We start from the raw sequence: 25,532 nt of genomic DNA, 5'->3' as shown, positions 1-25,532 counted from the left end.
TTCTCTCTAAGAAAATTAAAGAATAAACAAGGCGGAACCAAGTTTGATGGCAAATCTTTGCTCATCAAACTACGAAAAATCCTTTGGGACTTTTTCTAGGCTCCGCACTAGATTCCATCATTGAAAATTAAGGTTTCAATGATGAAATCGTCGGCAGTAACCTAATAAAGAAGTCTACAAATTTATCTTTGATTTTCCACGAGAGGAATTATTTAATTGCGCGTGATTGCAATCCTTCTTCTTCCAAGAAGAGACGGAATGGTACAAGCTCTTCAGCTTCGTATTTTTCCTTAAATGCTTTGATCGCTTCTTCTGAGTGTTGTTTTGGATCCAACTCAAGTACTTCTACTGGGAGTGGACGATGTGGAGTGATGTGAGCATCGATAACAACAGTTTTACCTTCTTTGTTCAATTTAACAGCTTCAGCAACGACTGCGTCGATGTCTTCGATACGGTCAACTGTAAATCCAATAGCTCCTTGAGCTTCAGCGATTTTCGCATAGTCAGCATTAGGGAAGTCACAACCAAACAAGTGTTTGTTTGTGTCTTCGTATTTGTCCTTGATGAAGGCATATTTACCATTTGAGAAGACAACGTTGATAACTGGAAGGTCGTATTGAACGTTTGTGATCACGTCTGGGTAGCACATGTTGAATGCACCGTCACCCATGATGTTCCATACTTGGCGATCTGGATTGTCTTTCTTAGCAGCGATACCACCAGGAAGGGCAATACCCATTGTCGCAAAGAGTGGAGATGTACGCCACATGTTCTTAGGTGTCATGTGAAGGTGACGAGTAGATGTTTGAGTAGTGTCACCTACGTCGATTGAGTAGATAGCGTCTTGATCAGCATGTTTGTTGATTGCATTGTAAACTTGATACAATTGCAATTCACCCTCAGTTTTACCTTCGAGTTTATTCATGTAATCACGCCAGTTTTGGTTGTTCTTCACGTTTGCACGCCACCATGGAGTAGATTCAACTGGGTTCACTTTGTCGAGGATAGCTTTAGCTGCTTGACCTGCGTCACCAAGGATTGAAGCGTCAAGGGCGTGACGTTTGCCAAGTTTGTAAGGGTCAATATCCACTTGGATGAATTTTTCAGTGTTCTTGAATGCTTCGTAAACTTCAGCAAATGGGAAGTTTGAACCAAGGAAAAGAACTGTGTCTGCTTCAAAGACCACTTCGTTGGCTGGTTTCCAACCAACACGATAAGCAGAACCTGTCAAACCTTCGTAGTTCCATTCGAAAGCTTCGAAGTTTTTACCAGTTGTGATGATTGGTGCTTTGATTTTACGTGACAATTCAGTAATCACTTCACCAGCTTTAACACCACCGTAACCAGCGTAGATCACTGGACGTTCAGCGTTGTTCAAAATTTCAACAGCTTTGTCGATTTCAACTTCGTTCAAAGCAGGAGCGATGAATGAACGCTCGTAAGAACCTGAACCGTAGTATGAGTTTTCGTCGATTTCTTGGAAACCAAAGTTTACTGGAATTTCAACGACAGCTGGACCTTTTTTAGAAACGGCAGCACGGCAAGCTTCGTCGATGACTTTTGGCAATTGTTCTGCGTAAGCTACACGTTTGTTGTAAACAGCGATACCGTTGTACATTGGGTTTTGGTTCAATTCTTGGAAGGCATCCATGTTCAATTCGTTAACTGGACGTGATCCAAGGATAGCAAGGAATGGAGTGTTATCCATCGCTGCATCGTAAACACCGTTGATCAAGTGAGTCGCACCAGGTCCACCTGAACCAACTGCAACACCGATAGATCCGCCAAATTTAGCTTGCATAACCGCTGCAAGAGCACCTGTTTCTTCGTGGCGAACTTGCAAGAAACGGATATCTTTGTCTTCAGCCAAAGCGTCCATTAATGAGCTAAGTGTTCCTGATGGGATACCGTAGATAGTATCTACGCCCCATGTTTTCAATACGTTGAGCATTGCTGCAGATGCAGTAATTTTCCCTTGAGTCATAATGATAACTCTCCTTCAATAAAATAATTGTCAGTCTTTGAACTGAATTCGACAAAGAGTGAAAACGTTTCAAATAACTTTACTATATCAATTTATCACGTTTTATTGTCCTTGTATAAGAATATGCTCACTAAACACCTGGAACTATTACATAACACAAAGCAAAAATCTGTTCTGTTTCCGTGAACTATTTTATAACAGAAGTCAGAAGCCGCATAATGAAAAGGTTTTTGCTTGTTATAAAATTGGTACAAAATAGAGTGTTTTCCCGAACTGTTTTATATAAAGCATAAAAAAATCCTAGCTGGAAAATCATTTTCCTTGCTAGGATGGGTTATATTTCGTTTTGAAGAGCCTTGCTCAAGATCCTGTATCCTTCAATTGTTAAATGAAGACCATCTGTTGTATAAGCTGGTTTGAGCTGACCATCCTCTCCAAGCAAATAGTCAAAAACATTGATAAATTCAACATTTATCATCCCTTGAGCCAGTTCACGATAAGCCTGATTCAAGGCCTGAATCTTTTGATTGGTCCGGATATAGACTGTCCCCTTGTAGGTTTCTCCCTCATTCACAGGGAGAACCGAAACAAGTTTGATTTGCGCCAAGGGCAAGAGTCGTACCATCTCCTGTAGGATTATGGACATGTTATCGATGGTTTCTGACAGAGGCATTTCCTTGCCAATGTCATTGGTTCCGATTAGTAGGAAAATCTTATCCACTGCTTGACCAAAAACATGGGCATCTAGATGCTCTCTTAAGAGGTCTGTCTTGTAGCCTCTAATCCCCCGGTTCACTAGATACTGTTCTGTCAAAAACAACTCTTGAAGGGGATAGTATTCGACGATAGAGTCTCCTATAAAAAGTATATCGGGTTCTTTCAAAGGATTTCGATTTAGCTCTCGGTAGTTCTGTTGTATTTTTGCCTGTTCTTTCAACAGCCAGGTCTCCAATAATTGTACAGCCATAAAGACTCCTTTCGATTCGTATGGTAGAAACTGTGCAAGATAGGATACTCGCCTAATCAAAACTTAGTCTTCCGTCCAAATAAGCTTCGATGATTTCGTAGACCCCCTTTTTCTTGTGAGAGGGCGCTATATAGCGGGCAACTTTCCGAGCATGGGCATCGGCATTTTCCATTGCATAGGAATAGGTCGCTAACTCAAGCATTTCCACATCGTTTTGACTATCGCCAAATGCCATTAGGCGACCTCCATCTACGCCCCAGCGTTCTTCCAAGAATTGAATGGCTGTGGCCTTATTGACTTCCGGTTGCAGAATATCAATAGCTCCATAGCCACTAGCTGCTGGAAGCAGGCGCTCCCCAAACTCTTCTCGCAACTCTTGCACAAAGGCTTCTACTTTTTCGGTGTCAGTGACGACACTTAGCTTCAGAACCTGCTCACCATGCTCTTTGGTCAGATCATCCACAAACCGCATCCGTTTGTAAAAAGCTGCAGCTAGCTCAGGCGTCATCAATTGCTCTAAAAGAGGAAACTCTGTTCCTTTCTTGGCATAGCCCCCAGATAGGCTACTGACGACCAGATGGAGTTCTTCTTCTCGACCTTCTAGATAATGTAAGACCTCCTGCACTAGCTCTTCAGGCCAGCTACACTCTCGGATGAGTTTTCCCTTCTCTAATATCTGTGCACCATTAGCCAGAACCAAGGTGACGCGATCTTTCAGCTCTCCCAATACATGAGCCATACGGCTATAGCCATTCCCTGTCGCAATGACAAAGGGAATCCCTCTTTGGTCTAGCTGATCCAAGATGCGGCTCAAACGCTCACGGTCAACCTCTCCTTGCTCGTCCATCAGAGTACCGTCCATGTCTGTCGCAATCATTTGTAACATACCGCCACCTCTTTCTACCTTTTCCCTATTATACACCATTTCCTAGTCATTTTGGGCCTTCTTTCCCACAAGCGCTCCCTTTTCACCTTCCTTAAAATTTCAGAAATTCCATTGAATCCTCTTTAATTTTTAGTCCAATTTTATTATAATATAGATAGTAGATTTTCCCTGTATGAAGTAACTAGCAGACCCTCTCTCACCTAGTTGAAGCGTTTGCTACTCCCGAAAAAGATTTAAGAGGTAGGCATGAACACAAAGACCTTATACCGCCAAACATCCTTTACAAATAGCGATTTCCCTTTTTCAATCAAACAGATTAGCACTCAAAATGGCCAACCGGATATTTTATTTCATTGGCACACTGATATTGAGATTATTTATGTCAACGAAGGGACTGCCCAATTCCATATCGATTATGAATATTTTAATAGCCAGCCCGGTGATATTATTTTGATCCGGCCCAATGCCCTTCACTCCATTCATCCCATCCAGAGTTCTTCCCATACCATGGATATCCTCCATTTTAATCTAGACCTGATTGGGATTACCCATAAAAACATTGCCACTCTAAAATATTTACAACCCCTCTACAATGGTGATTTTGAATTTGTTCGACGCATTCAAGCCCAATCACCCGGTTACGAAAAAATTAAACAGAGCCTCTTGACCTGTATGGCAAACGGAAGAGAACAAGGCCCCTTCTATGAACTCCGACTCAAATCCCAGCTCAATGAACTCCTCTATCTCCTCTTTTCTCACCACTATATTGTCGAGAAGAAGTTTTCAACAGATGCTTATCGGAGAGAAGAAAAAATTCGTTTGGTCCTCGACCATATTTCGAACCATTACCAAGAGGAGCTCATGATTGAACATTTAGCAGAGTTGTGTCATTTTAGCCCGACCCACTTTATGAATTTCTTTAAGAAACAATTAGGGCTCTCTTGTATGGAGTATATCATCCAATATCGGCTGAAAAAAGCTGCCCATCTCCTCCAGCATTCCGATCTGGCAATTATTGATATCGCCAGCCAATCTGGCTTCAACAACCTCTCAAACTTTAATCGCCAGTTCAAAAAATACTATCAGGTTACTCCAAGCCAATACCGAAAAGCCTGTCTTTAACCAATAGATCAAATAATAAAAGCACATGAAACACAAATGAAGTTTGCGTTTTATGTGCTTTTTATTTTTTACAACAGAAGGTCTGATAAAGCCTAGCGACCTTCCTCTTTATCACTCAACATTCTATTTAAAGACCATTTCCCTGTCTTTTCATATTGTCCAATTAATTCTTGGGAAGTTTGAGTGATTTCTGAAGGGAAATGGAGGCTTTTCAATGTATTGACCGCATTCTTCGTTACTGCAGCCCCCTGCTTTATCTGATAATCAAAGACGATTTCCCCGTCAACATAACGACTATCAAAATGATAGTTATCATTTACTGCACCAGACGCCGCGACTAGCTCAATATCATGACTCGAAATCATATACAAGCAATCATGTCTAGATAGCCAGCGGACAATCCCCAAGCCAGATCCAATTCGCTCAATGGTATTGGTACCCTTAAAGAGTTCATCAATAAAGAAATAATGAAAGCCAGACTTTTCCAGACTCTCAATCATTCGGAGAATCGTTTTGCTCTCTGTAATAAAATAGCTATCTCCAACCTCAATATCATCGCTAACATCCATAGAGGTCATAACATGTCCATAAGAAAGCTCCAAACTTTCGCCATAGGCGAAGCCCAAGCCCTGCGCTAAAATACAGTTAATGGCTACCATTTTCAAATAAGTGGATTTCCCTGAGGCATTATCTCCACTGATCACCATATTTTTTTCAAAACTAACGTCATTAGCAACCGGATCCGCTAGCAAAGGATGGTAGATCCCCTTACCCTTGATCCCTCCATCTTGTTTAAAATAGGGATGACAGACCAATTTACCATCACGCTTATGGCGTAGAAGGCTAATAGCTACTTCCAATTCCCCCAAAAGATTGATTGTTTCCTGCGCTTCTTTCTGATGAGCCCTCACTTGCTGATAGATATAGATCTGGGCAATCTGCGGAATTAAGAAAAGAAAATTAAGGTAAATCAGGATAATTTCCATCTCGGAGCTTCCTGTTGGAGTTTGTAAGATGCTGGAAATGACTTTCGTCTTCTTAAATGGTTGGACAGCTTGTTTGAGTGCTTCTTGTTTCGGAAGCGCTAAACGACTCAACTTTTCCGCTGAAGCAAAGATGCGAACCAGGTAACTAACTTGATCCAAGCGCATTTTATTCGACCAATTCCGAATGCTCGAAAAAACAATATTAAACGTCACACTCGCTATCAAGACTGACATGGCTTGAATTTGAAAAAACGGAAGAAAGAAAAGAGAGAGGACTGGCAAACACGCTAAAAAAATATAGAGAGAAAGATAGATCCTCGAATCTTGCTTCCCTGGATTCGCCACAATACTTCTAGCCATATTGTGGTTCTTTTTTCCTAACTGGTTCATAACAACCTGAACCTTCAGACGGAGATCCGGGTGATGTTCAAAGAAATCTTCTAACTCCTGCAAAGATGCATCTTTTTGAAAATTTAGCAAACGCATCTTCTGATACAAGGCCTCAGCCCCTATACTAGACTGTGTATGGTTCAACTGATCAAATACTCTATACAGATCCAAATCATGCCAAGTTTGGCCGTCTACTTGACTATCTGTTGGTTGGAGTGTTGACGCCAAGAGCATGGTTTCTGCTAAACTTTCTTCACTATCTTTTTTTATAAAAAACCGTTCGCCCTCCCAAGCCTTGGCTAATTTTTTTCTCAGAAAAATCGTTGCTATACAGTTTGTTAGAACCATAACGATGATCAGTCCAACAAATCCGATTGGTAACCATCCAAGTTTATCCATTCCTTCATCCGCTCCTTCCTATTCCCAATTCAAATTCACACGTTCTTTCACTTCCTGGTAGGCTGTATCGACACGCGCCTTTGTTTCATCATCCAATTGATCCCGATACTTGCCTCCTTCAATCCAGTCCTCCAAGATATAGGTCTGGAAATGATAGAGTTCATAGCCTTCAGGAGAATAATTGTCCTTTGGCGTCCGGTTAACCCAAGTAGGATGGGCTATTGCTGTTTTGATACGGGTCTTGCGCCCTACCTTCTCAATGGTTATATCCATCAGGACACCCCGTTCGGTCCATTGAGCATTTTCTATCCCTTCCATGGTTTCCAGTCGCTGATTCGAAAGGAAATTCCCCATCGAATAAATGATCAATTTCTGTTGCCCATCCTTATCCACAATCTCGGCTGGTTGGACGACGTGAGGATGGCCACCCAAGACAACATCAGCTCCCCAAGAAATCATCTTATGGTATAGTTCCTTTTGTTCCTCTGATGGCTCTAAATCATATTCAATCCCCATCTGAGGCATGACAATGGTAATGTCCGCTTCCATCTCAGCCTTTTGGATTTCCTTGCGCATACGTTCCTCGTTGAGGTCCGACAAACGATTGTCATAATCTCCTTGATCTAAATAAGCTTCCATCCCATTAAAGCCGTAGGAATAAGCCAAAATTGCAATCTTGATTCCATTTACTTCCTTGATCAGGATAGGGGCTTGATCTCGCGTCTCATGCGGATAGACACCAACCGTTTGGATCCCTGCGTCTTCAAAGGCTTTCGCAGTCGAAAACAGCCCTTCCAAGCCAGTATCGAGGATATGGTTATGTCCCAGGTCCATCACCTGATAGCCTGCATCCTTAATCGAAGCAACGACCGCACCAGGGGCATTGAAAATTGGATATCCCGAAAGTCCATAATCCGAATTAATGGTTCCTTCAAAATCCCCCAAGACCAGATCCCCTTGCTTCAACCATTCCTGAGCATAGTGATAATTCTCAGAAAAATCATAGCTTCCATCTTCCTTGACGGCACTCATATAAACCAAGTCATGGTAGAGTTGGTCTCCATTTGCCATGATCCGAGCCGTATGTGGCAACTGATCCGGATGAATTTCTTCTTGCTTTTCAACAACTTCCGGCATCTCTAGTGCTGTAATGGGGAAACCATTCCATTTTTGAACCCATAAGACCAGATTCGCGGACGCAAATACTGTAATCAGCAAACCATAGACAAACTGTTCGTTGGTTAGACGAACAACTGTCACCTTTCCCAATCCAATATCAAGCCATTCATTGAGCATCCTGAGGATATCTTTCCCGAGCTCACTCCATCTCTTTAGGAGATCCTTCCAATTCTTCATCTTCTTCTCTTCCTATCCATTTCTCTTGCTCTTGCCAAAGGCCCCTACGTCATCTGTCAAGCCTTTTTTCATTGTAACACAATTTTGATAAAAGAAAACAGACTGACCTAAACTTCCATGTATAGATAAATGGAGGGACTAAAAAGAGGGCTTACAGCCCCCCTCTCCATCATACTTTTAGTGCATCTGCTTGAGTAGATCCCCGTATCCCTCTACCTCCATCTCCTCTTTAGGAATAAAGCGCAGAGAGGCCGAATTGATACAGTAGCGAAGGCCACCTTGCTCTCTTGGCCCATCGGTAAAGACATGGCCGAGATGGGCATTGCCTGAGCGGGAACGAACTTCAATCCGCTCCATCCCGTGGCTATGATCCTGGTAATAATGAACGACATCTTTGGCAATAGGGCGAGAGAAACTCGGCCATCCACAGCCAGACGCAAACTTATCCTTGGCAAAGAAAAGAGGCTCTCCAGTCGTAACGTCCACATAGATTCCCTCTTCAAAGGTCTGGTCATAGGCATTGTGGAAAGGTCGCTCTGTCGCACTCTCTTGAGTGACTTGGTACTGCTCCTCTGTCAATCGTGCCTTTAATTCCTCTTGACTGGGCTTGGGATAGGTTGCCGGATCAATCAAGGGTTGGTCAGCATCCGTCACATCGATATGGCAATAGCCCCCAGGATTCTTCTTGAGGTAGTCTTGATGGTAGTCCTCCGCCAAAATATAGTGGCGCAAGGGTTCTAGTTCAACCGCTATTTTGCTACCAAGTTGCTTCTCTTCTTCCGCAAACACTTGGGCGATCACCTCACGGTCCGCATCGTCCAGGTAATAGACACCGGTCCGGTACTGGCGACCTCGATCATTTCCCTGCTTGTTCATGGACAAGGGATCGATCACCCGGAAATAGTAGAGCAGAATCGCTCGTAAGGAAATCTTATCTGGATCGTAGATGACTTGTACAGTCTCTGCATGATCCGTTTCCTTAATCAATTGGTAATTGGTCGTTTCTACCTGGCCATTGGCATAGCCCACCGTCGTCTTTTCTACACCGGGGATCCGAGAGAAATACTCCTCTAAGCCCCAAAAACAGCCACCTGCTAGATAAATCTCTGCCATCTTTTTTCCTCGCTTCCTGCATTCCCTAAGAGGAACGCTTAACATCTATTAGCTCCATCATAATCCAAGAGCCTCAGATTTTCAAGGATTCTGCATCAAAAATCCCTTCTACTATACTAGTAAAAGGGATAAAGGCACTCCCACTTATTTTTCAAATAAGAAAAAGAGCGAATAACCAAGATTTCGTAGAGACACTAAAAACTGATGGAAAAAATCATGCATGAGAGACATGTCCCACACCTCCTTTGAATATCTGTGGATAAACACAAAGCTAGCATCAACTACAAAACCACCGTCGGTCCGTAGACCTGTAAGCGAGGCTTCACAACCTCGTAATGCCAGTGATCATAAGCTCGCCAAGCTTGAAAGGTTTCTTCATTTAAACGCAACCCGCCCAGACCAATCAATAGACTGGCGGTCTGATAAAACTTTTCCAACTCGATCAACAGGCGGTTGTCTACCTGCCTAGCCTTCAATAAAACTTTCAACATCTGATCTAGATTTTCTTTAAATCGAAGGGCATCTGGACTGGGGGTGCATCCTTTAGAAAAGGCTGTTTGAAGAAGGCTGACCATCGTTCTTGCCTCTTGAATCACATCCCTTTCTCCCATCGAAATCACCTTCCTTTTCACCTCCATTGTACACCTTTTTCTCTCTATAAAAATGGAAAATCTCTAAAACTAGGAACAGAATGTTGTCTCTGGATAAGAAACCATAAAAAACTTCCCCAAGTTTCCACTCGAGGAAGTTCTTTTCAAAAAATTAGTCAATGTAGTGCAGTTTCCCACGGAAATCTTCCAGGCTTTGGTAGCCTTTTTCTTCCATGATGGCTTTGAGTTCCGCAGTGATGCGTTCAAAAGCCCCCACTCCTTCTTTATGAAGCGTGGTTCCGATTTGTACCATACTCGCGCCACAAAGGATATGTTCAAAGGCATCACGACCAGTCAAGACGCCTCCTGTCCCCACAATCTGAATTTCTGGATTCAACCGTTGGTAAAAAGCATGGACATTAGCCAGAGCAGTTGGTTTGATGTATTCTCCACCAATCCCACCAAAGCCGTTCTTCGGACGGATCACAACGGATTCATCCTCGATGTAAAGGCCATTTCCGATTGAGTTGACGCAATTGACAAACTTGAGCGGGTATTTGTTAAAGATCGTTGCTGCTTGATCAAAATGAACGATATCAAAATAAGGTGGCAACTTGATCCCAAGAGGTTTGGTAAAGTAGGCAAAGACCTCTGACAAGATCCGATCCGTCGTCTCAAAATCATAAGCGATCTGAGGTTTTCCTGGGACATTGGGGCAGGAAAGGTTCAATTCAGTCAAACCTTTAAAATCACTGTCTTCTACCTTTTTCAAGATGGTATGGGTTTCCTCCGGGGACATTCCGACTAGAGACAAAAAGAAAGTCCGATTCGGATCAGAAGTTTGTAACTCAAGGAGGTAATCTAAATAATAATCCAAGCCTTGGTTAGGTAGCCCCATCGAATTGATTGAGCCCAGTGGGACATCTTGGTAGCGTGGCTCTGGATTTCCAGAACGGAACTCCAAGGTAGCTGTTTTGGTCACAAAGGTCCCAGCAGCCGAATTCTTCACTTCTTCTAATTCCTCAGTGGTCATACAGGCCACACCTGCCGCATTCATCAGGCAGTTGTCAAATTCAAAACCAGCAATTTGCGTCTTTGTCGATACCATCTTCTTCTCCTTGAAATGAATTCTTACAGCCATTATAGCACGAAAAGAAGGATTCATGGCTAGAAAACTAAAAAAGAACAAGGATCGTCCGGAAATAGAAAAAATTACCATAAATGTTATCCATTTATTTTCTATATAGAGGGGAAAAATCAGACATTTTTCCAATCCTATCGTCCTTTCGCATCCTTTTTTTCCCCACTTCATAGGTAGTTGTGAAAATTTTCAGAAAATTCAACTTTTTTCTTTACAAGTCAAAAAAAGTCTGCTATAATTATCGACGTAATAAAACATGACATTGCTTTCAGCAGTGCCTCCATTTACCAGTAAGTTCGCTAACCTGCTGGAATTCGTTTCAATGAAAAAAGGAGAAACATGATGACAACTGCAAAAGAATATATCCAAAGCACTTTCGAAACCGTAAAAGCTCGCAACGGCCATGAAGCGGAATTCCTTCAAGCTGTTGAAGAGTTCCTTAGCACTTTGGAACCTGTATTTGAAAAACATCCAGAATACATCGAAGAAAATATTTTGGCTCGCATTACTGAGCCTGAGCGCGTGATTAGCTTCCGTGTTCCTTGGGTTGACCGTGACGGAAAAGTTCAAGTTAACCGTGGTTACCGTGTTCAATTCAACTCAGCTGTTGGACCATATAAAGGCGGACTTCGTTTCCACCCAACAGTTAACCAAGGGATTTTGAAATTCCTCGGCTTCGAACAAATCTTCAAAAACGTCTTGACTGGCCTTCCTATCGGTGGTGGTAAAGGTGGATCTGACTTCGATCCTAAAGGAAAAACAGACGCTGAAGTGATGCGTTTCTGCCAAAGCTTCATGACTGAATTGCAAAAACACATCGGTCCTTCTCTTGATGTCCCAGCTGGTGATATCGGGGTTGGTGGACGTGAGATTGGTTACCTTTACGGTCAATACAAACGCCTTCGCCAATTTGATGCTGGTGTCTTGACTGGTAAACCTCTTGGTTTCGGTGGTAGCTTGATCCGTCCAGAAGCAACTGGTTATGGTTTGGTTTACTATACGGAAGAAATGCTCAAGGCCAACGGCGACAGCTTTGCTGGTAAGAAAGTCGTAATCTCAGGTTCTGGTAATGTTGCCCAATACGCTCTTCAAAAAGCAACTGAACTTGGTGCAACTGTTATCTCTGTATCTGACTCAAACGGTTACGTGATCGACGAAAACGGAATCGACTTCGATCTTCTTACAGATGTGAAAAACAACCGTCGTGCTCGTTTGACAGAATACGCTGCAGAAAAATCAACCGCTACCTACTACGAAGGTTCTGTATGGACTTATACCGGCAACTATGACATCGCCCTTCCATGTGCGACTCAAAACGAGATCAACGGTGAAGCAGCGAAACGCTTGGTTGCTCAAGGCGTAAAAGTTGTTTCTGAAGGAGCTAACATGCCAAGCGACCTTGATGCTATCAAAGTCTACAAAGAAAATGGCATTCTTTACGGACCTGCCAAAGCTGCCAATGCTGGTGGGGTTGCTGTATCTGCTCTTGAAATGAGCCAAAACAGCCTCCGTCTTTCATGGACACGAGAAGAAGTAGATGGTCGTTTGAAAGATATCATGACTAACATCTTCAACACTGCTAAAACAACTGCAGAAACCTACGGTCTTGGTAAAGATTACCTTGCTGGTGCCAATATCGCAGCCTTTGAAAATGTCGCAAATGCGATGATTGCCCAAGGACTTGTTTAATTTGATTCTTTTGCCACACCTCTGAACCCCCTGGTTTCGGAGGTGTTTTTCTTGATAAAAAAAGAAGATTGGAAAAACCAAATCTTCTTTTATTTTTATAAATCATCCAAGGCGTCTTTGACCTTATCAAAGAAACCTTTTTTCTTTGGGTTGACCTTCAAATCACTTGCTTCCGCAAATGCACGAAGGGCTTCTTTTTGCTTGTCATTTAGACCTGTAGGTGTCACCACATTAACAGATACATATTGATCTCCTACAGAGCCACCACGCAAGCTTGGTGCTCCCTTGCCACGGAGGCGGAATTTCTTACCAGTCTGGGTTCCTTCTGGGATGACCAAGTCAACATCCCCATGAACCGTTGGTACATGAACCGTATCTCCAAGAGCAGCCTGAACAACGTTCAAGTTCAATTTATAGTAAATGGTTGATCCATCACGCTCAAATTTGTCGCTCGGCTCAACGTTGACCACCACATAGAGATCTCCGTATGGCCCTCCATTAAAGCCAGCTTCTCCTTGACCAGAGAGGCGGATTTGTTGACCAGTTTCGACCCCAGCAGGGATTTTCACATTGACACTGTGGGCTTGCTTCTCGTGACCAGTCCCATGACAGGTTGTACAAGGATCTTTGATTTCTTTTCCTCGACCATGACAGACATCACAGGTTACCTGACGGCGCATCATTCCTAGAGGGGTTTGCGTATCCACATTGATCACCCCAGAACCATGACAACGTCCACAAGTTACGGGACTTGTTCCTGGTTTAGCACCAGTGCCTTCGCATGTCCGACAGCTAGCTTCCCGATGGTACTTCACTTCCTTCTCAGTTCCAAAGATGGCTTCTTCAAACTTGAGGTTTACACGGTACTGAAGATCATCTCCCTGACGTGGAGCATTGGGATTGCGACTTGCACCGCCACCTCCAAAGAAGCTTGAGAAAATGTCCTCAAAGCCACCAAAACCAGCGCCATCAAAACCACCGAAACCACCAGCTCCGCCACCGAAGCCACCAAAACCACCGTTGGCTCCTGCAGCACCGTATTGGTCATAAGCCGCCCGCTTTTGTTCGTCACTTAAAGTCTCATAGGCCTCTTGAACTTCCTTGTACTTGTCCTCAGCACCAGGTTCTTTGTTGATATCCGGGTGATATTTCTTAGATAATTTCCGATAGGCTTTCTTGATCTCATCTTGAGATGCATTCTTTGAAACGCCCAAACGTTCATAAAATTCAGTATTGTTCATTTAAGATACTAAGAGCGAACAGAAAGCGACTGAAATTTAGGAAACCGACAAGAAATCCTGATTTCTTAGGCGGTTTATCTAATTTCCAAGCTTTCCGCTCGAGTTCAATTCTCCGAACGCTCTTTGTTCCTTTCTATTATATTGAATTAGAAACTTTAGAACCCGTGTTCAGTTGCGAACACTCTTTGTTCCTTTCTATAATTTTTATGTAAAACTTTAGAGGGTATTTTCTATACTTTGCTTCACTTGATCAAACTCTTCATCTGATAGAGTAAATATCAAATCCTCTTCTGCATACTCGTTCTTTTCTTTAAAATAGTTGTCCGTATTCTCTGCCAACCCTAAACTTAGAATCACTTTTCTTGCAAACTCTTGATGTGCAAAACCGATAGCTGTAATGATTTGTTTATCTTGCACAACCAGTTTGGGTTGGAAATTTTCACGTGGCAGAAATTCAAAATAGTCAAAGAAGTTTTGCCAAATTCCACCTGTAAATTTCGTGTCCTTCAACAGACCTGCCTTCGCTAATAAAAGAGGCGCTGAAGAAATGGCTGCAATTAGGATATCTTGCTCACCAAGGTCCCTCAAAAACGAAATCAATTTCTCATCCTGTAGGGCAGGCCCTATATTGACCATTCCTGGCAAAATCACACAAGAATACTCTTCTATACAGATTTGATCTAGTGTTTTCGTTGGTTGACAAGGCAGGCCATCTTCAGATATCACTATCGAATCATCCGAAGATACATAATCAATCGTGATGTCAAAAGACAGAGCTAAAGTACTCGTTAAAGCAGTTATCTCATAAAGAGAAAAATTAGGATAAATCAAGCAAAGTACTTTTTTCATACGCAACATCCTCTATTTTACCGAAAAACAGAGGCTGGGTTGCAACCTCTGGATTTCTTACTATACTTATGACATCAGACCGAGGCTAAGACAAAGACCTATCCGCCTCATCTAATTTTAAAAACAACTTTTGACGCGGTAGCTGATTGGATTTTGGGTTCGTCTTTCAGACTCCCAAAAATCCTAATCATCCTCGCGGGGGTTCGACTACGAACTAAAAACTTTCAATTTTTAGTTCTGTCTTACCGCCTATTTCTCAGTAAACTCTCCGTCTACGACGTCATCGCCTGCGTTTCCTGTTGCTTGTGCGCCTTCTGCTCCTGCTTGGGCTTGTTGCGCTGCTGCTGCTTGTTCGTAGAGTTTAACCGCAAGTCCTTGAGCTTTTTCGTTCAATGCTTCAAGTTTTGCTTTCATTTCGTCCAAGTTGTTGTCTTCTTGAGCTTTCTTAAGATCATCAAGGGCAGCTTGTGCAGCATCACGTTCAGCATCGAAGCCTTTGCCTTCAGTTTCTTTGATTGTCTTTTCAGTCGCAAAGATAGCTTGGTCTACTTCGTTACGAAGGTCTACTTCTTCTTTACGTTTCTTATCTGCTTCAGCGTTTGCTTCTGCATCTTTCATCATGCGATCGATTTCTTCGTCTGTCAAACCTGAGTTTGATTGGATAACAATTGTTTGTTCTTTTTGAGTTCCAAGATCTTTAGCCTTAACAGATACGATACCGTTCTTGTCGATGTCGAATGTTACTTCGATTTGTGGGATACCACGAGGTGCAGCTGGGATATCAGTCAATTGGAAACGTCCAAGAGTCTTGTTATCCGCTGCCATTGGGCGTTCCCCTTGAAGAACGTGGATATCAACAGCTGGTTGGTTGTCTGCTGCAGTTGAGAAGACTTGTGATTTAGAAGTTGGAATTGTAGTGTTGCGGTCGATGAGTTTTGTAAAGACTCCACCCATTGTTTCGATACCAAGTGACAATGGCGTTACGTCAAGAAGGACAACATCTTTCACATCACCAGTGATCACACCACCTTGGATCGCAGCACCCATAGCCACTACTTCGTCAGGGTTCACTGATTTGTTTGGTTCTTTACCAGTTTCAGCTTTAACAGCTTCAACAACGGCAGGGATACGAGTTGAACCACCAACAAGGATGACTTCGTCGATTTCTGACAAGCTCAAACCTGCATCTGAAAGGGCTTGGCGAACTGGAGTTTTTGTACGTTCTACAAGGTCACGAGTCAAATCGTCGAATTTAGCACGAGTCAAAGTCGTTTCCAAATGAAGAGGTCCAGCCTCACCAGCAGTGATAAATGGCAAGCTGATTTGTGTTGAAGTTACACCAGAAAGGTCTTTCTTCGCTTTTTCAGCTGCGTCTTTCAAACGTTGAACAGCCATCTTGTCGTTTGACAAGTCGATACCATTTTCTTTCTTGAATTCTGCTACTAAGTAGTCGATGATTTTTTGGTCAAAGTCGTCACCACCGAGTTTGTTGTCCCCTGCAGTTGCCAATACATCAAAGACACCATCACCGAGTTCAAGGATAGATACGTCAAATGTACCACCACCAAGGTCGAATACTAAGATTTTTTCTTCTTTGTCAGTCTTATCCAAACCGTAAGCAAGAGCTGCTGCAGTTGGTTCGTTGACGATACGTTCTACTTCAAGGCCAGCGATTTTACCAGCATCTTTAGTTGCTTGACGTTGAGCATCGTTAAAGTAAGCTGGAACTGTGATAACAGCCTTGGTTACTTTTTCACCAAGGTATTCTTCAGCATAACCTTTCAAATATTGAAGAATCATCGCTGAGATTTCTTGTGGAGTGTATTCTTTCCCGTTAGCAGAAACTTTTTCAGAAGTACCCATCTTAGATTTGATAGAGATGACTGTATCTGGGTTTGTGACTGCTTGACGTTTTGCAGCGTCACCAACGATGATTTCACCGTTTTTGAAAGAAACTACAGATGGAGTTGTACGGTTCCCTTCTGGGTTTGCGATGATTTTTGATTCAGTTCCTTCAAGAACTGCTACTGCTGAGTTTGTTGTACCTAAGTCAATACCAATAATTTTAGACATGTGTTTTTCTCCTTAAATTTATCTTCTTTTTTTCTTTTTGATATTTTCCCTTAAGTGGTGGGGACGTGAGCAACTCCCTTTGGGATTTCATCACTTATTTTTGAGCCTACTGTCTCAAAAATCCCCTGCTTCAGTAGCACAAGCTACTGAAACTTTCACCACTGCGGGAAATATCTTCCTTGCAAGCCTCCGGCTTGCATCTTATCTTTCTTTCATAGTTTAGTGTCGTTTCGGACAAGGTATCTATTATGAATGTTACGACATGAGGAGTCGAAATCGTGCGCAGTAGCTGATTGGCAGTTCACTTCGCAAACGCTCGTGACCAGCCTAATCAGCCTTGCGGGGGTGCGTCAACGAAATCACAGATTTCTGACTTACCGCCTAATTGTAGACAACGACCATAGCCGGTCTTAGGATGCGGTCATGGAGTTTGTAGCCTTTTTGGAAGACTTGTGCGATGGTGTCTGCTGGATGCTCGTCATCCGCTGGGACTGTTTGAATAGCCATATGGTAGTTATGGTCAAATTCACCGTCCGCTGGAATTTCTTCAATTCCTTCTTCTTTCAGGGCATGAATCAAGCTTTCTTGGACCATTTCTAGTCCTTTTTTGACATCATCTGTCAACCCTTCAACGGCAAGGGCACGTTCTAAGTTATCCAACGAAGGCAAGATTGCTTTTGCCAAATCTTGGCTACGATAACGTTGTAAGAGTTGGCGTTCTTCATTGGCACGGCGCTGAATGTTTTGCATTTCTGCATGAGCGCGAAGGTATTTATTTTCAAATTCTTCGGCACGCGCTTGTGCTTCTTCTAATTCAGAAGGTTGCTTGGTCTCCTCTACAACTTCTTCAGTTGTCTCGGCAACTTCCTCTTCTTTTACGTCTTCTTTTTTGATTTCTTCTGTCAAGGCATACACCCCTTTCATTTGGTCTTAATTTACTTCATAATGGTTACTGTTGAGGTAACGGTAGTAGTCCGTTAACTTCATGACCACTACCCGTCCGATAACATTGACCAGGCTAATCACACGCCTGTAATCCATCTCTACGGGACCAATCACATGCATGAGGGCCATCCCACGATAAGGAACCAGGAATTTATGACTAATCACGGTCACATTTTTCAAAGCCTTCTCTTGGGATTCAGCAACCAGGATCTGGGTCATTTGGTCTTCTGGTATTCCTCCTCGTAACTCCAAGGCTACGTGTTGGGGGTTATCTAAGAACTGATAGGTCTGAAGATCGGCGTAGGTTAAGGATGAAACCTTTCCTTCTACAAAGACCAGTTCTTGAAACAGTTGCGAGAAGACGTAATCAAACAGATCCAATACATTGTCTGTCGTCTTAAAATAGCGCTGTACTATCTGTGGAATCTCTGTCCTCAAGCGGTAGTGGATATCCAAGACTGTATTTCCAATGAAACGTTCTTGAACCAACTGATGGAAGATTTCCAAGTCACTGGTTAAGAAATTCTTTGGAATCGCAAATTGTACGGTAACAGGCTTTGATTCATCCAAGGTCAATACCGCCAAAGCATCGTGGTTGGATAATGGAACAATCTCAAAACCAGTCAAGCGCTGTCGTGTCGGCTCAACATCCTGGATCACCGCGGTATAGCCCGTCATCTGGGCTAGTAACTTAGCCGTAGCATCCAAGATATCGTCTAACTTAAAGGCTTCGAAATCGAAGGCTTTCACCACCTGGTAAACATCTTGCTCATCAATCAACTCTAGATCCAGCGAGTTCTGAACAAAATATTGAAAACCAGCTCGGCTGGGCATTCGACCACTCGAAGTGTGGGCTTTTTCTAGTAAACCTTGCTTTTCGAGGGCAGCCATATCATTTCGGATAGTAGCACTACTAGATTGAATGACATCTTGCAGTGCTTTTGAACCGACTGGTTCGTGGGTCTTGGTAAAGATATCGACGACAAGATTTAGAATCTCATTTTGACGTTCTGTAACCATGACCTCACCTCTCTTTCGTATTTAGCACTCTGAACACTCAAGTGCTAAACCATGATTCTATTATACACCCTCTCAAAAGAAAGTCAAGAAAAAAATCCAAAAAATTAGCACTCTTTTTCCAAGAGTGCTAAAAATCATTCTTAAGACCGATAGTCGTCTAAAAAACTTATAATCCTGCTTCTTTCAGTTTTTGGATGTATTCTTCTAAAACTAGCTGATGTTTGGCCATATACTGAGCATTCTCAACACCGACATAGCGGAAATGCCAGTTTTCATAGTCCACACCCGTAATCGCATTTTTCCCTTCTGGATAACGGAGAACAAACCCATATTGTGGCGCCAAGGCAATAATCTGCTGGGCTACCTCTTCAGACTGTCCATTTGGAGCACTCATATCAATCGCAAGACCTGTCTGGTGCTCACTAGCTCCTGGAACCTGCACTTGTGTTTGCGCTTGACGTTCTGCCTCTTCATGAGGTAGGCCTGTAGCTTCTAATTGAGCCACCCGCTCATTGTAGATTTCCGTTTGCTCCTCTACACTTCGATAACCCGAAATCAAGGATTCTTCAGGCGCAATAGCTCTTGCGGCTGCTAGAAACTGTTTGGTTTGCTCTGCAATCCGACTATCCACCTTGATTTCTTCAACATCGACTAACTGAGGGTTCAGCTCGGCTAACTTGTTGTCCCGATTGATCAAGACCAAATTCCAATCCTTAGTGGAAACTTGTGGAAGGTCAGTCTTCGGTTTTTCTTCCTTTTTCTCAACCTTTTTTGGAATGCTTGTTTCTACTTTTTTATCTTCAACAGAGCCCATATGAAGCCATTGAGGTTTCAAATAGAAAATACCCACTCCTGCTCCAATTAGACAGAGGCCTAAACAGCAGAGTACGATCCAGCTAACTTTCTTTTCTCTTTTCTTGGCAAGTTTATATTTAGTCATGATCTCCCTCTAACCATTTTGCTCCAACCTGGCGGTATGACAGATCTCCAACTGCTTCTAGTTTAAATTGGCCATCTTCATACTCAATAACAGTCACACTACCATTGTCCAAGACCAATTCTTTAAAGGCTTTTGGATCAATCAGGTAAATCAAGGTACTGATGGTCATCCCATGACTGACCACGATGGCATTCCCGCCACCTTGAGACTCGACATCCTTGGCAATCGTCGTAAAGCCATCCAAGATGCGATCACGAAGAGTTTCCCAGGACTCTGCCCAGCCGGCTGTATCCACTTCGACAATCCCTTCGGCCAACTCCATCAAGCTCAAATGATGGAAGTCATCAACCCGAAAGACACGTGGCAAAACGCCCAAAAAGAGTTCCCCATCGTAGGCGCCATCAAAACTTCCAAAGCACCATTCGCGGATGCGCTTATCATAACGGTAAGGAATCTTACCCGTTAACCCTAATTCTTCTAGCACAATCCCCATGGTTTGAATGGTTCGACCGGAGTCGCTGGACACCGCTTGTTGGAACTGAATCCCGGCTTCACGTAGACCAATCCCCAATTCGTGAATCCCTCGTTCCCCAGCTTCCGTCAAGGGACTATCAGACCAACCTTGGGCGCGACCAATGGTATTAAACATGGTTTTTCCATGACGGGCAATATACAATTTTGTCTTTGCCATTTTTATCCTCCTGCAATTGTTTTCTTCTTATATAGGGTATCTTATTTTTTTACATCAAGTTCTTCTGAGTGGGCTGCTAACCAGTTAGCACCCAGCTTGCGGTATGACTCATCTCCGATGGTCTGGATTGAAAATTGTCCATTTTCGTATTCTACCAAGGTGACACTACCATTTTCAACCCTTGGATCCAGCTCAATCTCTGGATTCAAAATACACACAAAGGAACCAATGGTCATGCTGTGACTAACAACCAAGGCATTTCCACCACCCTTGGCTTCAACTTCCTTGGCAATCTCCTCAAAGCCATCTACAATCCGTTTTTTCAACACATCCCATGGTTCAGCCCAACCGGCTGTATCTACTTGGTAGATTCCATTCGCTAACTCTTCCAGGGTAAGTTTCTTATAGTCTTCAATATCTAGAACCCGAGGAACGACTCCACGGAAAAGTTCCCCTCCGTAGGCACCATCAAAACTTCCAAAACACCATTCCCGGATTTTTTTGTTGAAAGTATAAGGAATCTGATCTGTGAGCCCAAGCTCGTCTAAAACAATTCCCATGGTTTGAATAGCACGACCTGAATCGCTGGAAACAGCACGGACAAAGTCCAAACCAGATTCTCTCAAACCAACCCCCAATTCACGGATGCCTTCTTCTCCTTGAGCAGTTAAAGGTGTATCCGACCAACCTTGGGCACGACCTATCGTATTAAACATGGTTTTTCCATGCCGAATAATAAATAATCTTGTTTTCGCCATGTGATCTCCTTTTACGTCCTTCTATTATATCATTTTTTATAAGGAAACTGGCAGCGATGACCTCTCGATTCACTTTCACTTTCTCAGCCAACATTAAAAGCCCTGAGCAAAAATCCTGCTCCAGGGCCATTTTTTAATTTTTAAAACTATGAACTGGGGCCGGAATTTGACCACCACGGGCAATGAAATCAGCTGACGAAGCTTTGTTGACCTTCATTACTGGAGCAGACCCAAGAAGTCCACCGAGCTCTAACATATCGCCTTCCTTACCATAAGGAATGATCCGAACGGCTGTTGTCTTTTGGTTGATAACGCCGATAGCTGCTTCGTCGGCAATCATGGCCGCAATGGTTGTATCTGGAGTATCAGCTGGGATGGCAATCATATCCAAACCGACGGAACAGATAGCTGTCATAGCTTCCAATTTTTCCAAATTGATATGACCTGATTGAACCGCCGCAATCATCCCCTCATCCTCTGAGACCGGAATGAAGGCACCTGACAAACCACCGACTTGGTTACAAGCCATGATGCCACCTTTTTTCACTTGGTCATTGAGCAGTGCAAGGGCTGCTGTTGTCCCGTGGGTTCCTACTACTTCAAGCCCCATGGCTTCAAGGACACGGGCAACCGAATCCCCAACAGCTGGCGTTGGTGCGAGAGACAAGTCGACAATCCCAAACTCAACACCGAGACGTTCACTAGCCATTTGACCTACTAATTGCCCAACACGGGTGATTTTGAAAGCTGTCTTCTTGACCGTTTCAGCCAATACATCAAAGCTAGCGCCTGGTACTTTTTCGATGGCCCGTTGGACGACACCTGGTCCTGAAACCCCAACGTTGATGACCACATCCGCTTCACCGACACCGTGGAAGGCCCCCGCCATAAAGGGATTATCTTCTACCGCATTGGCAAAGACTACGAGCTTACCAGGCCCCATTGGATCTGCTTGGGATGCTTCTTTAATGATACGGCCCATGTCTCGGACAGCGGTCATATTGATCCCTGTCTTAGTCGATCCGATATTGACTGAAGAGCAGACAAAATCTGTCTCCGCAAGGGCACGAGGAATCGAATTAATGAGGATTTCATCCCCTTTTTGGTAGCCTTTTTGAACAAGGGCTGAGAAGCCACCGATAAAGTTAACCCCAACTTCCTTCGCTGCACGATCCAGCGCCTTAGCAAAGGGTACATAGTCTGTCGCATCTGTTGCGGCTCCGATAATAGAAATTGGAGTGACTGAAACCCGCTTATTCACAATCGGAATGCCAAGTTCTGCCGCAATCTCATCCCCCACAGCCACCAAATCTTTGGCCTTTGTCACAATCTTATTGTAAACTTTTTCAGCTGACTTTTCGATATCCGGATCAATACAATCGAGAAGCGAAATCCCCATGGTGATAGTCCGAACATCGAAGTTCTGCTCCTCAATCATGGCAATGGTTTCTGTTACCTGTTTAATGTCCATAAATTCTCAACCCCTATCTTACAAATTGTGCATGGCATCAAAAATCGCTGCGCTTTGGATATTGATTTTCACATGCAGAGACTGACCGAATTCTTCCAACTCTGAACGAAGCTGTGTGAAATCTTTTTTCTCATCTGACGATACAACCGCCATCATGGTAAAGTATTCATCCAATACGGTTTGAGAGATATCATCGATATTGAGTCCTAATTCTGCTACTTTCGTTGCAACACCCGCTACGATTCCTTTTTGGTCTTTTCCAACGACTGTAATAATTGCTTTCATTTCACTGCTCCATTCTATCTATTTGCTTCCATTGTAGCATAATCGCCTTAATTTCGCATAAATGTTTTAGAAAAGGTTCGGTTTTATAAATAAAAAACATCCAAGAAAATCTCTTGAATGTCTGTTAGTCTTTATAAATCAACGATGGCTAAAGCGATTTTTCTTAAGGTCGTGGCTGAGGATAGAAACCCCAAGGTAACTCGCAATCCCTGAAAGATGCAATAGCGTTGAAATCCATCCGGTGATTGCCGGTAAGAGCATGAGGCCAGATAAAAATACTAAGAAAAGATAAAGCCATTTTACGGTGCGTGAAAATTTTTTCCACATATTTGGTAGGAGCATGACTCCCCCTGTTACAAAGGCATAGCCGACGGCAGAGATCCCTGTTGCCTGAATGTCCTGCCCCTGTGTTAAGAGATGAAAAATGATGGAAGAGAAGACTGTAGCCGTCACAAAAACGATCAGGACTTGTATGGAGCCTCTTTTTCTTTCTAGCAGTCCACCGAAGGGAAGGATCATGAGTCCGTTTAAAATCAAATGGACCCATAAAAACCAGACAGGGGCTCCTTTACTGCCATGCATCAGGGTCCCACTGACATATTGCCAACCATACACCGGCTTCGAATGAAAAGCCAATAGGTCATACATAGCATCCCCATAAAAGGAAGTCAATAAACCGAGCAACAAACAGATTAGAGCTATCGTACTGATAACAGGATAGGTTTTTATCATCGTTTTCATTTTAAAACTTCTTTTCTGTAAATAAATCAATTGTCTCACCTTGAGTATACTTTCATTATACCACCCCTAAACGAAAATAAGATCACTTTTAAAAAGTGATCCTAGTTTCATTAAACAACTCCAACCTCTAACTCCCATTTCACGCCCAGCTACAGAAACAAGGTTATTTAACAAGAAAATGCCAGTAGATATAATTGAAGATGAAAATCCAGATCGGTTTCCAAAAAGTGAGAAAATTGCTAAAAGCATGCAAGAAGATGGGCAACCGGATATCTTTAGTTTTCTTATAGACAGCTGCGAAGAAGAGCCCTGAACAGAAATAAAGAGAAAAGGTTACAGGGTCCCGATATTGATGGATCAGATGAAAGACAGCAAAGAGTAAGCCCGAAAGCAAAACATCTAAATGAAACTTACTTTCTTTAAAGAAGACATCCATCAGATAGCCTCTAAAAATAAATTCTTCGATCATAGGAGATGTAACAGTTGCTAGGACAAAAAACAAAATACCCGAAATACCAGGGCCATTTAGATAAATGGAGGATGGCAATTTGGTTTGATGAACAACAGGAACCAGCAAATCCTGAAAAGTTTGCAACACCCATCTCTCAACAAAGAACCACAAAACCACCAGAGCAAAATACCCCAGATAGTGCCACTTCCATTTCTGTATATTAGAACGAAGGGCTATCTTCTGCCTTTTAAACCAAAATAGAATGCCGATGAGAAGCAAAGAGTAGAGAATCAAATAGATGAAATAAAGAAAACTTACATCACCATTGAAAACTCCAGTTAGGTAGATACCCAGACCTTCAATCCCAAAAACAAATAGATATAACAGGAGCAGTAAAGCGACTCCATGTTTGGCATATTTCATATCATCTATTCTCCAATATCATTCTTTCGTACAATTATGTACAAGTATAACACATGGAAAAACTTGTAGGCAAGGTAGCCCTCAATTGTCCATTTTTGAACAGAAAGTGGTATCTACTTTTGTTTTTTACTCCACTTTGCTAGAAAAAAACAGCCGTTTAGATTTTCTAGCCTGACGATTCTACGCTATATTATTCCTTAATCACCTGGACGATTTTATTTTGAAATAGCGGAAGATCTATGTTTCTTCAATTAAAAACAAGGCAAGGACCTATTCATCCATCATTAGTTGCGATCTCACCATGACTCCTTCCCACTTTCAAAATACCGTAGCAAATATTTGACTTCCCATTTCAGAAGGCATATACTTATATTAATCTGAGCTAAATAGTTTTTTTATTTTTAAATGAACTGTCTTGAATTCAGATTAATAAAACTATTTACTTAACGGAGGTGATACTATGTCATTAGAAGATAAATTAAACCAAGTTAAAGGTTCTGTTAAAGAAGGTCTCGGTAAAGTAACCGGCGATAAAAAAACAGAAGCTGAAGGCGTTGCTGAAAAAGTTGCATCAAAAGCAAAAGAAGTTGCTGAAGACGCAAAAGAAGCTGTCGAAGGAGCTATCAACGGCGTGAAAAACATCCTTCACAAAGACGAAAACTAATCGTTAACGTTCTAAAACCACCCTATTTTCTGCAGTCCTATTTGACTGAGGAAGAAGGGGTGGTTTTTGTTTATCTTTGATTTAGTTTGGGTATAGAAAAAGAACACTCCAAAAGGTGCTCTTTGTATGTATTGTAATTCTTTTGAATGAACGTTTAGAGTGCAGTGGTTGCCATCCAATCAAACATCGCTACGCTTGTTTTCTTGGGGCAACTGTGCATAGCATATCTCTACGCGACTAAAGTCGCTAGAGCTATCCTAATTGCGCACCGCCAGTTCTGATACAAAAAACACCTTGCAAGATGCAAAGTGTTTTCGTTTGTATTCTGTATTCCAGTAACGAATTAACGTTTAGAGA

Annotated in this window: 23 protein-coding genes; 3 read left to right on the top strand and 20 right to left on the bottom strand. The window is 42.7% G+C overall.

Annotation, left to right across the window (positions count from 1 at the left end):
- Nucleotides 1-208: 208 nt before the first annotated feature.
- The 3 genes from spxB to ABT997_RS03940 form a co-directional block, all read right to left on the bottom strand.
- On the bottom strand, nt 209-1,984 hold the full coding sequence (gene spxB / locus ABT997_RS03950) for a pyruvate oxidase (RefSeq protein WP_048688661.1): 1,776 nt from the start codon (nt 1,982-1,984) through the stop codon (nt 209-211).
- Between the two features lie 334 nt (nt 1,985-2,318).
- Nucleotides 2,319-2,951, bottom strand: a complete 633-nt coding sequence (locus tag ABT997_RS03945) for an SGNH/GDSL hydrolase family protein (RefSeq protein WP_156676423.1) — start codon at nt 2,949-2,951, stop codon at nt 2,319-2,321.
- Between the two features lie 52 nt (nt 2,952-3,003).
- The gene (locus ABT997_RS03940) at nt 3,004-3,837 is read right to left on the bottom strand and encodes an HAD family hydrolase (RefSeq protein ID WP_156676424.1); all 834 of its coding nucleotides are present in this window, start codon (nt 3,835-3,837) and stop codon (nt 3,004-3,006) included.
- Nucleotides 3,838-4,083: 246 nt separating this feature from the next.
- Between ABT997_RS03940 and ABT997_RS03935 the strand changes: the two genes are divergently transcribed.
- Nucleotides 4,084-4,959 (top strand): helix-turn-helix domain-containing protein, encoded by an 876-nt coding sequence (locus ABT997_RS03935; protein ID WP_156676425.1) that lies wholly within the window; start codon nt 4,084-4,086, stop codon nt 4,957-4,959.
- Nucleotides 4,960-5,051: 92 nt separating this feature from the next.
- On the opposite strand, the gene ABT997_RS03930 is transcribed toward ABT997_RS03935, so the two are convergent.
- From ABT997_RS03930 to ABT997_RS03910, 5 genes are all read right to left on the bottom strand, one after another.
- Complete coding sequence (locus ABT997_RS03930) at nt 5,052-6,734, bottom strand: MutS-related protein (protein ID WP_350018798.1); 1,683 nt, start codon at nt 6,732-6,734, stop codon at nt 5,052-5,054.
- A gap of 18 nt (nt 6,735-6,752) precedes the next feature.
- Nucleotides 6,753-8,030 carry a CapA family protein gene (locus tag ABT997_RS03925; RefSeq protein ID WP_350018880.1) on the bottom strand — a complete coding sequence of 426 codons (1,278 nt, stop codon included), beginning with the start codon at nt 8,028-8,030 and terminating at the stop codon, nt 6,753-6,755.
- Nucleotides 8,031-8,267: 237 nt separating this feature from the next.
- The gene (gene msrB, locus ABT997_RS03920) at nt 8,268-9,203 is read right to left on the bottom strand and encodes a peptide-methionine (R)-S-oxide reductase MsrB (protein WP_350018797.1); all 936 of its coding nucleotides are present in this window, start codon (nt 9,201-9,203) and stop codon (nt 8,268-8,270) included.
- A 281-nt stretch (nt 9,204-9,484) separates the two neighbouring features.
- Nucleotides 9,485-9,841: a helicase BlpT gene (locus ABT997_RS03915; RefSeq protein ID WP_350018796.1), complete on the bottom strand. Its 357-nt coding sequence runs from the start codon at nt 9,839-9,841 to the stop codon at nt 9,485-9,487.
- A 124-nt stretch (nt 9,842-9,965) separates the two neighbouring features.
- Nucleotides 9,966-10,901: a dihydroorotate oxidase gene (locus ABT997_RS03910; RefSeq protein WP_350018795.1), complete on the bottom strand. Its 936-nt coding sequence runs from the start codon at nt 10,899-10,901 to the stop codon at nt 9,966-9,968.
- A gap of 375 nt (nt 10,902-11,276) precedes the next feature.
- Here ABT997_RS03910 and gdhA point away from each other — a divergent pair, with 375 nt between their 5' ends.
- A complete protein-coding gene (gdhA, locus tag ABT997_RS03905) occupies nt 11,277-12,623 on the top strand; it encodes an NADP-specific glutamate dehydrogenase (RefSeq protein WP_350018794.1) in 1,347 nt (448 codons plus the stop codon).
- A gap of 95 nt (nt 12,624-12,718) precedes the next feature.
- Here the strand turns inward: gdhA and dnaJ are convergent, their stop codons facing one another.
- The 12 genes from dnaJ to ABT997_RS03845 form a co-directional block, all read right to left on the bottom strand.
- Nucleotides 12,719-13,864, bottom strand: coding sequence for a molecular chaperone DnaJ (gene dnaJ, locus ABT997_RS03900; RefSeq protein WP_350018793.1), 1,146 nt, complete (start codon nt 13,862-13,864; stop codon nt 12,719-12,721).
- Nucleotides 13,865-14,080: 216 nt separating this feature from the next.
- Nucleotides 14,081-14,713 (bottom strand): DJ-1/PfpI family protein, encoded by a 633-nt coding sequence (locus ABT997_RS03895; protein WP_350018792.1) that lies wholly within the window; start codon nt 14,711-14,713, stop codon nt 14,081-14,083.
- Between the two features lie 249 nt (nt 14,714-14,962).
- The gene (dnaK, locus tag ABT997_RS03890) at nt 14,963-16,786 is read right to left on the bottom strand and encodes a molecular chaperone DnaK (RefSeq protein WP_350018791.1); all 1,824 of its coding nucleotides are present in this window, start codon (nt 16,784-16,786) and stop codon (nt 14,963-14,965) included.
- Nucleotides 16,787-17,167: 381 nt separating this feature from the next.
- Nucleotides 17,168-17,692: a nucleotide exchange factor GrpE gene (gene grpE / locus ABT997_RS03885; protein ID WP_331250928.1), complete on the bottom strand. Its 525-nt coding sequence runs from the start codon at nt 17,690-17,692 to the stop codon at nt 17,168-17,170.
- A 24-nt stretch (nt 17,693-17,716) separates the two neighbouring features.
- The gene (hrcA, locus tag ABT997_RS03880; RefSeq protein ID WP_350018790.1) at nt 17,717-18,751 is read right to left on the bottom strand and encodes a heat-inducible transcriptional repressor HrcA; all 1,035 of its coding nucleotides are present in this window, start codon (nt 18,749-18,751) and stop codon (nt 17,717-17,719) included.
- 166 nt (nt 18,752-18,917) lie between these two features.
- Entirely contained in the window at nt 18,918-19,691 is a 774-nt protein-coding gene (locus ABT997_RS03875) for a M15 family metallopeptidase (RefSeq protein ID WP_350018789.1), read from the bottom strand.
- Nucleotides 19,684-20,382, bottom strand: coding sequence for a histidine phosphatase family protein (locus ABT997_RS03870; RefSeq protein ID WP_350018788.1), 699 nt, complete (start codon nt 20,380-20,382; stop codon nt 19,684-19,686). Before ABT997_RS03870 ends, ABT997_RS03875 begins: the two co-directional genes overlap by 8 nt.
- 41 nt (nt 20,383-20,423) lie before the next feature.
- A complete protein-coding gene (locus ABT997_RS03865; protein ID WP_350018787.1) occupies nt 20,424-21,140 on the bottom strand; it encodes a histidine phosphatase family protein in 717 nt (238 codons plus the stop codon).
- Between the two features lie 133 nt (nt 21,141-21,273).
- Entirely contained in the window at nt 21,274-22,611 is a 1,338-nt protein-coding gene (locus ABT997_RS03860; protein ID WP_350018786.1) for a PFL family protein, read from the bottom strand.
- Between the two features lie 18 nt (nt 22,612-22,629).
- Nucleotides 22,630-22,896, bottom strand: coding sequence for an ACT domain-containing protein (locus ABT997_RS03855; RefSeq protein WP_003004214.1), 267 nt, complete (start codon nt 22,894-22,896; stop codon nt 22,630-22,632).
- A gap of 138 nt (nt 22,897-23,034) precedes the next feature.
- Nucleotides 23,035-23,637 (bottom strand): rhomboid family intramembrane serine protease, encoded by a 603-nt coding sequence (locus ABT997_RS03850; RefSeq protein ID WP_350018785.1) that lies wholly within the window; start codon nt 23,635-23,637, stop codon nt 23,035-23,037.
- A gap of 163 nt (nt 23,638-23,800) precedes the next feature.
- The gene (locus tag ABT997_RS03845; RefSeq protein WP_350018784.1) at nt 23,801-24,511 is read right to left on the bottom strand and encodes a CPBP family intramembrane glutamic endopeptidase; all 711 of its coding nucleotides are present in this window, start codon (nt 24,509-24,511) and stop codon (nt 23,801-23,803) included.
- Nucleotides 24,512-24,971: 460 nt separating this feature from the next.
- Between ABT997_RS03845 and ABT997_RS03840 the strand changes: the two genes are divergently transcribed.
- Complete coding sequence (locus ABT997_RS03840; protein ID WP_350018783.1) at nt 24,972-25,175, top strand: CsbD family protein; 204 nt, start codon at nt 24,972-24,974, stop codon at nt 25,173-25,175.
- Nucleotides 25,176-25,532: the final 357 nt, after the last annotated feature.

This window comes from Streptococcus australis (assembly GCF_040226615.1).
GTDB classification, from domain to species: Bacteria; Bacillota; Bacilli; order Lactobacillales; family Streptococcaceae; genus Streptococcus; species Streptococcus australis_E.
This window is presented reverse-complemented; position numbering and strand designations above follow the sequence as displayed.